The sequence below is a fragment of the Streptomyces sp. McG3 genome (assembly GCF_018619185.1).
GTDB lineage: Bacteria > Actinomycetota > Actinomycetes > Streptomycetales > Streptomycetaceae > Streptomyces.
Genome location: NZ_JAAXYC010000537.1, coordinates 1 through 2,177 on the forward strand (window position 1 = coordinate 1; position 2,177 = coordinate 2,177).

The 2,177-nt window shown below is 76.7% G+C and carries 2 protein-coding genes and 2 pseudogenes; 1 reads left to right on the plus strand and 3 read right to left on the minus strand.

The window, feature by feature from the left end:
- Nucleotides 1-299: 299 nt before the first annotated feature.
- A complete protein-coding gene (locus HET64_RS39530; protein WP_251146455.1) occupies nt 300-608 on the minus strand; it encodes a hypothetical protein in 309 nt (102 codons plus the stop codon).
- Between HET64_RS39530 and HET64_RS39535 the strand changes: the two are divergent.
- A pseudogene (locus HET64_RS39535) lies at nt 517-735 on the plus strand (phosphatase PAP2 family protein); the annotation flags it as partial. The gene HET64_RS39530 and the pseudogene HET64_RS39535 overlap by 92 nt on opposite strands.
- A gap of 87 nt (nt 736-822) precedes the next feature.
- Here HET64_RS39535 and HET64_RS38215 read toward each other — a convergent pair.
- A complete protein-coding gene (locus HET64_RS38215; RefSeq protein WP_215111815.1) occupies nt 823-1,554 on the minus strand; it encodes a response regulator transcription factor in 732 nt (243 codons plus the stop codon).
- A gap of 205 nt (nt 1,555-1,759) precedes the next feature.
- Nucleotides 1,760-2,177, minus strand: a pseudogene (locus HET64_RS38220) (sensor histidine kinase); the annotation flags it as partial.

Genomic DNA, 2,177 nt, shown 5'->3' on the forward strand with positions numbered 1-2,177 from the left:
GTATAAGAGACAGGACGTGGGAGTTCGGGGGCGGTGCCGCTCAGTAGGAGGGGCGCTCCCGGGCGTCAACCCCGACCTTCGGCGGGGGCCGCTCCTGCCGTTCGGCCCCCGCGCCGGGCCGTAGTGCCTTCGTACGTTCGCGGCATGGCAAAGCACACACATCAACACCACTGGCCGGTAAGGCTGTTCGGATCGGCCGCACTGCTGGCGTCGGCGGCCGCCGTGATCGGGCTGCTGTCGCCCGGGGGCCTGGGGCGGCCCGGCCCGACCGAGGTCACGCAGGGGGCTTCCGTATCCCTCTACCGGTCGCTGACGGGAGCGGTCGGGGACGGTCCGGGGTGGCTGGCGCATCTGCTGGAGCTGTCCTCCGAGGCCACCCTGATCGTTCTCGGCCTGCTGCTGCTCGGGGTCTGCTGGACGGCGGTACGCCGGAGGGACGCGGGCGCGGTCGCGGGGTCGGTGCTCATCGGCGCCGGGACGGTCGTGGCGTACGCCGTCAGCGAGGCGCTGAAGCTGATCGTCGACGAGGAGCGTCCGTGCCGGGCGCTGGACGGCGCCCGGGCGGTCGCCGCGTGCCCCGAACCGGGCGACTGGTCGTTCCCGAGCAACCACGCCACCCTGGCCGCCGCCCTCGCGGTCGGGCTGGCGGTGCGGCGTCCCCGGCTCGCCGCCGTGACGCTGCCGTTGGCCGTGGCGGCGGCACTTCTGCGGGTCCTGGTGGGGGTCCACTACCCGCACGACGTGGTCGCCGGGGCGGTGCTCGGCGGGGCGGTCGTCACCGCGGTGCTCCTCGTGCTGGTCCGCCCCGCCGGTCTGCTCGCCTCAGCGCTGCTCCGGCGGTGGTGGCAGGATCCCGGCCTCGTGGGCGACGACGGCGGCCGCGGCCCGGTTGTCGACGCCGAGGCGGGCCAGGACGGAGCTGACGTGCGCCTTGACCGTGCCCTCGACCAGGTGCAGCCGCCGGGCGATCTGCCCGTTGGACAGTCCGCCGCCGAGGTGCGACAGCACTTCGCGCTCCCTGGGCGTCAGCCCGGCGACCCGCTCCCGGGCGGCGTCCCGCCGGCCGGCCAGGGCCCCGGCCCCGGTGGACGCGAGGTGCGCCACCACGCGGGCGGCGACCTTCGGTGACAGATAGGCGGCGCCTTCGGCCACGGCCCGCACCCCGGCGACGAGTTCCTCGGGCTCGCCGGACTTGATCAGGAATCCGGCGGCCCCACAGCCCAGCGCCCGCAGGATGTAGTCGTCCTCGCCGAACGTGGTCAGCATGACGACGCCGGTGGCGGGCAGGGTGCGGCGGATCTCGGCCGCGGCGTCGATGCCGTTGGTCCCCGGCATCCGCACGTCGAGGACGGCCACGTGCGGGCGGTGCGCCCGGACCAGCTCCACCGCCTCGCGCCCGTCGGCCGCCTCGGCGACGACCTCGATGCCCGGGTCGGTGGCGAGGACGGCGCGGACGCCGGCCCGGATCATGGGCTCGTCGTCGGCGACCAGGACCCGGATCGTCCCGGCCGGGTTCGCGCCCGCTCGGGTCGTACCCGCGGGGTTCGCGTCCACCTGGGCCGCGTCCACCTGGGTCGTGCCCGCTCGGGTCGTGTCTGCCGGGGCCCCGTCCGCCGCCCGGGTCGTGCCCGCGCGGGCCGTGCCCGCTCGGATCGTCCCGGCAGGGTTCACGCCCGCCCGGGCACCGTCCGCCGCCCGGGTCGTGTGCGTGGGAGCCGTGTGCGCCGCCCGGGTCGCGTCCGGCCCGCTCATCGGGCGCTCACGGTGTCAGCGCGTCGCGGGAGACCAGCCTGCCGTCCCGGAAGCAGAGCCGGTACGCGTCTCCGGACCGGTCGTCGAAGCGGTCGGCCGTCATCGCGTAGAACTCGCACGTCACCCCTCGTTCCTCCGGCCCGGCGCCCGCCGGCCGCTCCACCGACTGCCGGTCCGGCAGCACCTTCCGTATGTCGGCCCGATCCTGCCCCACCCGCAGCCGGGCGTAGTCGCGCGGGTCGAGGACGGACCGGGACGCGGCCACCGTCTCCCACATCCCGACCCCGGCGAGCAGCACCGCGCCCGCTGCCGACGGCACCGCGAGCGCGGTGAGCAGGGTGCGGCGCACCCGCCGCCGCGCCCGCCGGTATCCGGCCGGCCCGGGGCTCTCCCCGCCGACGGGGGGCCGGGGCGCGGGCTGCGCG